General features: G+C 62.3%; 5 protein-coding genes and 1 pseudogene. All 6 read right to left on the bottom strand.

All coding sequences use genetic code 11. The features are described from left to right. Positions 1-661 (bottom strand): FtsW/RodA/SpoVE family cell cycle protein (locus DBR24_RS16570; protein ID WP_256591570.1); only part of this gene is annotated, 661 nt, incomplete at its 3' end. A 31-nt stretch (positions 662-692) separates the two neighbouring features. After that, positions 693-2,588, bottom strand: coding sequence for a penicillin-binding protein 2 (mrdA, locus tag DBR24_RS16565; protein ID WP_128615292.1), 1,896 nt, complete (start codon positions 2,586-2,588; stop codon positions 693-695). 10 nt (positions 2,589-2,598) lie between these two features. Next, positions 2,599-3,066, bottom strand: coding sequence for a 23S rRNA (pseudouridine(1915)-N(3))-methyltransferase RlmH (rlmH, locus tag DBR24_RS16560; protein ID WP_009051038.1), 468 nt, complete (start codon positions 3,064-3,066; stop codon positions 2,599-2,601). Positions 3,067-3,075: 9 nt separating this feature from the next. Next, the gene (rsfS, locus tag DBR24_RS16555; protein ID WP_123463828.1) at positions 3,076-3,570 is read right to left on the bottom strand and encodes a ribosome silencing factor; all 495 of its coding nucleotides are present in this window, start codon (positions 3,568-3,570) and stop codon (positions 3,076-3,078) included. 72 nt (positions 3,571-3,642) lie between these two features. Next, entirely contained in the window at positions 3,643-4,365 is a 723-nt protein-coding gene (gene nadD / locus DBR24_RS16550; RefSeq protein ID WP_123463826.1) for a nicotinate-nucleotide adenylyltransferase, read from the bottom strand. Beyond that, positions 4,334-4,468, bottom strand: a pseudogene (locus DBR24_RS32445) (gamma-glutamyl-phosphate reductase); the annotation flags it as partial. The pseudogene DBR24_RS32445 and the gene nadD, both read right to left, overlap by 32 nt.

Raw genomic sequence — 4,468 nt, 5'->3', positions numbered from 1 at the left:
CCAGTGGATCGCTTTCCGGGTCGAGGAAGGTCAGGATTCGCTGCTTCTGGTAGTCGTGCATGATGAAAAACCACATGGCGACGGCCACCGGTACGGCCGCCGCCAGCACGCTGAGAATCCAGCGCCAGCGCAACCCGCCCATGAACAGCACGAACGCCCCGCCGGCGAGAATCAGCAGCGACGTACCAAGGTCAGGCTGGCGCACGATCAGGACGAACGGCACGCCGATCAGCATCAGGCTGATCCCGACATGCTTGAGTTGTGGCGGCAACGTGCGCTTGGACAGGTACCAGGCGATGGTCGCCGGCATCAGGATCTTCATGAATTCCGACGGCTGGAAGCGGATTACCCCGGGAATGTTGATCCAGCGGGTCGCCCCCATGGCGTTGTGGCCCATGATGTCCACCACCATCAGCAGCACCACCCCGACCACATAACCGAGGGGCACCCAACGCGCCATGAACCGTGGCTCGAACTGGGCAATGACGATCATCGACACCAGGCCGATGCCGAACGATGTCGCCTGTTTGGCCAGCAGGTCCCAGCTCTTGCCGCTGGCCGAATACAGCACGAACAGGCTGCCGGCCGCGAGGATCAGCAACAGGATCAACAGCGGGCCGTCGATATGCAGTCTTTGCAGCAACGTCGCTCGGCGACGCATCACATCCTCACTGGAGAGCATGCGATCAAAATTATTCATCACGGGCCGTAGCCTCCGCACTGATTGGACTGGCGTATTCGGCCTTCAAGCGTCCGTCCTGATCGAGCAGCCAGGCGTCCATGACCTGACGCACCACGGGCGCAGCGACGCCGGAGCCGGACTCACCGTTCTCGACCATCACCGAGACGACGATTCGCGGATCATCGGCCGGGGCAAAACCGACGAACAAGGCGTGGTCGCGGTGGCGCTCCTGAACCTTGGAGCGGTCGTACTTCTCGCCCTGCTTGATTGCGACCACCTGAGCGGTACCCGATTTGCCGGCGATGCGGTATTGCGCGCCGATCGCCGCTTTGCGCGCGGTGCCACGGGCGCCGTGCATCACTTGCTGCATGCCGTGATTGACCTTGGTCCAGTCCGACGGGTCGCGCAGAACAATGTCCGGCATCGGGTTGGTGTCCACCGGCTTCACCCCTTCGAGGGATTTGGCCAGGTGTGGACGGTTCCACACACCTTTGTTGGCGACCAGCGCCGTGGCCTGGGCCAGTTGCAGCGGGGTCGATTGCATATAGCCCTGGCCGATCCCGAGAATCAGGGTTTCGCCGGGGAACCACGCCTGTTTGCGGGTCGCACGCTTCCATTCGCGGGACGGCATCAGGCCGGGGGATTCTTCGAACATGTCCAGCGAGACCTTCTGGCCGATGCCGAACTTGTTCATGTAGGACGACAACCGGTCAATGCCGAGCTTGTGCGCCAGGTCATAGAAGTAGGTGTCGTTGGACCGCATGATCGCCGTATCGAGGTCGACGAAGCCGTCCCCGGTGCGGTTCCAGTTGCGGTATTTGTGGTCGTAGTTGGGCAGCATGTAGTAGCCCGGATCGAACACCCGGCTTGAGGCCGTCACCACACCGGAGTCGAGACCGGCAATCGCCACCGCCGGTTTGATCGTCGAACCCGGCGGGTACAGGCCGCGCAAGACCCGGTTGAACAGCGGCCGGTCGATGGAATCGCGCAACTCGGCGTAAGCCTTGAAGCTGATGCCGGTGACGAACAGGTTCGGGTCGAAGCTCGGCTGGCTGACCATCGCCAGCACTTCGCCGGTGCGCGGATCGAGGGCCACCACGGCACCACGACGCCCGCCCAGCGCTGCCTCGGCCGCTTCCTGCAATTTGATGTCGAGGCTGAGGACAATGTCTTTGCCAGGAATCGGATCGGTGCGCTTGAGCACGCGCAGGACGCGGCCACGGGCGTTGGTCTCGACCTCTTCGTAACCCACCTGGCCGTGCAATTCCGGCTCGTAGAAGCGTTCGATGCCGGTCTTGCCGATATGGTGCGTGCCGCTGTAGTTGACCGGATCGAGGGTCTTCAGCTCTTTCTCGTTGATCCGCCCCATGTACCCCACCGAATGCGCAAAGTGCGCACCCTGCGGATAGTGACGGACCAGTTGCGCGACCACTTCCACACCCGGCAGACGGAACTGATTCACCGCGATCCGGGCAATCTGCTCTTCAGTCAGCTCGAACAGGATCGGCACCGGCTCGAACGGCCGGCGCCCCTGACGCATGCGTTTTTCGAAAATCACCCGGTCATCGGGCGTCAGCTGCAGCACCTCGACGATCACGTCGAGCACTTGCTGCCAGTCGCCGGAACGCTCGCGGGTCATGCTCAGGCTGAAGCTGGGACGGTTGTCCGCCACCACCACACCGTTGCGGTCGAAAATCAGGCCACGGGTCGGCGGAATCGGCTGCACATGGACACGGTTGTTTTCCGACAGCGTCGAGTGGTACTCGTACTGAATCACCTGCAAGTAGTACAGCCGCGCAATCAATACGCAGATCAACAGCATGACCGCAACGGCCCCGAACACGACGCGGCTACGCACCAGGCGTGCGTCCTTTTCGTGGTCCTTGATGCGGATCGGCTGAGACATGAGGGCAGGCTTACTTGTGGTAAGGGTGACCGGACAGCACGGTCCAGGCACGGTACAACTGTTCGCCGATCAGAATCCGCACCAGCGGGTGCGGCAACGTCAGCGGCGACAACGACCAGCGCTGGTCCGCGCGGGCACAGACTTCCGGTGCCAGCCCTTCCGGGCCACCGACCATGAAATTGACCGTGCGCGAATCCAGCCGCCAACGGTCGAGTTCGACCGCCAGTTGCTCGGTGCTCCAGGGTTTACCGTGGACTTCCAGCGTGACAATCCGCTCGTTCTGCCCGACCTTGGCCAGCATGGCTTCGCCTTCCTGACGGATGAATCGGGCCACGTCGGCATTCTTGCCACGGGTATTGAGCGGAATTTCCACCAGTTCCAGCGCCAGCTCGGACGGAAGACGCTTGGCATATTCATGCCAGCCTTCTTCCACCCACTTGGGCATGCGTGAACCGACGGCGATCAGTCGCAGTCGCACAGCAATCCCTTAGAACTGGTCTTTGTTGAGCTTGGTGAAATGCTCGTGGGTGTTTTCCGGGCTGTGGTGCTTGGCGTCTGCCGCACGGCTTTGCTCGGCACCGGCCCACAGGCGCTCCAGGTCGTAGAACTGACGCGCCGAGGCGGTCATCATGTGCACGATGACCAGATCGAGGTCGAGCAGTACCCAGTCGCTGTCGCCCTTGCCTTCTTCGCCCAGCGGCTTGGCGCCCTGCTTTTTGACTTCTTCACGGACCTTGTCCAGCATCGCGTTGATCTGGCGATTGGACGTACCGGTGGCGATGATCATGTAGTCGGTGATGCTCTGCTTGTCGCGAACATCGATAACCTGGATGTCCTGCGCCTTGACGTCTTCCAGAGCGGCTACAGCGATCTTGACCAGCTCGTCACCCTTGAGCGGCTCGTTGGTGTTGACCGCTTCTGGCAGCGGAGCGCTCTTGAACGTGCCTTTGCGCTTAACTTTGGTTTGGTCTTTGTCAGTCATATAAAACTCGTTTTGCTCATATATTCGGCGGCTTGGCGACACGTGGATTCGTATCCGTGAAGCACGCCTTGTTCAGTTCGACGCACGGTACAGACCGTGCGCATCGATGTAGGCCAGGACCGCGTCGGGCACCAGGAAACGTACCGACTTACCGCTGGCCAGCAGTTGACGGATCTGGGTGGCGGAAACCGCGAGCGGTGTCTGCCAGACGAATGCAATCTGTCCACTCGGCCCTTTGAGGGCCAGCGGGTCGCTCACCGAACGCGCTGCCAGCAGGTTGCGCAAGGCATCCGGCGGTTCGCTGTCGGCGTCCGGGCGCTGTAGCACCAGGATATGGCAATGCTGGAGCAACTCTTCCCAGCGGTGCCAAGTGGGCAGGCCGCAAAATGCGTCCCAGCCCAAAAGCAGAAAAACCTGGGTCTCGGCGGGCATTTCGGCGCGCATCAACTCCAGGGTATCAATAGTGTAGGACGGCTTGTCCCGCTGCAATTCGCGGGCGTCCACCACCAGCGGCGGCACTCCGGCCACCGCGCACTCGACCATCGCCAGCCGATCCTGCGCCGACACCTGCGGGGTATCGCGATGCGGCGGCCGCGCGCTGGGCGTCAAGCGCAGCTCGTCGAGCGCCAGCGCTTCGGCGACTTCCAGCCCGCCGCGCAAATGACCGATGTGCACCGGGTCGAACGTGCCGCCGAGGACGCCGATGCGTCGCGGGCGAGACTCGCTGCCGGTTTGCGGCGCTGTCAGGTCGAGGTCGGTCAAGTCAGACCGTCGCCTGGCCGCGCAACTGGCCATCACCGACCACGATGTACTTCTCGCAGGTCAGTCCTTCAAGGCCCACCGGGCCGCGGGCGTGCAGCTTATCAGTAGAAATGCCGATCTCGGCACCCAATCCGTA

Origin of the sequence: Pseudomonas sp. HMWF006 (assembly GCF_003061205.1) — a bacterium.
Classification (GTDB): domain Bacteria; phylum Pseudomonadota; class Gammaproteobacteria; order Pseudomonadales; family Pseudomonadaceae; genus Aquipseudomonas; species Aquipseudomonas monsensis.
This window is presented reverse-complemented; position numbering and strand designations above follow the sequence as displayed.

Bases quoted from the DNA above. Each gene is read 5' to 3' on its own strand.
- mrdA (WP_128615292.1), bottom strand. From the start codon at position 2,588: ATGTCTCAGCCGATCCGCATCAAGGACCACGAAAAGGACGCACGCCTG.
- rsfS (WP_123463828.1), bottom strand. From the start codon at position 3,570: ATGACTGACAAAGACCAAACCAAAGTTAAGCGCAAAGGCACGTTCAAG.
- nadD (WP_123463826.1), bottom strand. From the start codon at position 4,365: ATGGCCAGTTGCGCGGCCAGGCGACGGTCTGACTTGACCGACCTCGAC.